The organism is Vibrio sp. RM-69-4 (genome assembly GCF_024743775.1).
GTDB lineage: Bacteria > Pseudomonadota > Gammaproteobacteria > Enterobacterales > Vibrionaceae > Vibrio > Vibrio anguillarum.
Window position 1 is genome coordinate 1 of record NZ_JAMQXI010000042.1, and the last position, 956, is coordinate 956.

A 956-nucleotide genomic window follows, 5' to 3' on the forward strand; every position below is an offset into this window, starting at 1 on the left:
CTCCTTGCTCTATGCATCCCACGTAGTAAAGCGGAATGTTATTGAACTCTTTTTTATTCGCGGGAGATTTGAGTGTCACGGGGGCATATTTGATGTCTAGGTGAACCGTGCGAGCTTTACGGCCGCCTTTTTGCGGTATGTCGAGCACTCTTTCTCCTGCTGATTGAAGCTTGGAAGCGTAGTCATAAAGACGATTATCATGCTCTTTTATACAGCGACTTTGCATTGAGCGAACGAGGAATCGCTGTTGTTGCTCTTGCTTGTAAGTGAGGTATTCAAATAGGTCGGCTTCTCTATCGCACACAGAAATAACATCTGAGATTTTCTCGCCAAGTCGCTCTGCGACATGGCGAGAAGCTTGCTCCCATTTATAGCTTTCTTTCTCTTTGTATGGTCGAGTGGCGTACTGGTGTCCTTGTCCACGCTTTTCAATATCTCGAGTCCAGCGTTGTTGTTTAATTAAGCCAACAACCACTTGAGTTTCGGGAGCAAAAAGTAAGGTCGAGTGTATGAACATAGCTCGATTTCGATTGCCTTGATTGGAGTGTCCAAGTTCATCTTGTATGCTGCGATGGGAGTAGCTTAGAGAAGTCGTATCTTCTAATGCAAGAAGTGTTTGTTGTTCTAAAGCCTCTTGCGCTGTGACATAAAAGCCCGCTTCAGCGATATCTTCTGCTTTGATTTGCTCATTACGGATAAAGCGATAAGCCCCTTCCATATCTGCAGGGGAGATGATGAGTTTCGAGACCGGTACGCCAGGTTGCTCGGCCAAAGAGGCTGCTAGGGCAACGAGTCTTTGAGTACGTCTTGGGTCATTGAGGTGAGCTTGACCAAATTGCTTTTGTGCCCAGAGGGTTGGTTCTATATAAGTCATTCTAATCATCCTTGTTATTGCTTAGATGATCAGATCATGAAACATAAAATTAGTTCAAAAAAATCCCCAAGCAGAGGCTTGG

At 44.9% G+C, this 956-nt stretch carries 1 pseudogene; it reads right to left on the reverse strand.

Annotated features, from left to right (window positions below):
- A pseudogene (locus NB504_RS06415) lies at window positions 1-874 on the reverse strand (IS4-like element ISVa18 family transposase); the annotation flags it as partial.
- Window positions 875-956: the final 82 nt, after the last annotated feature.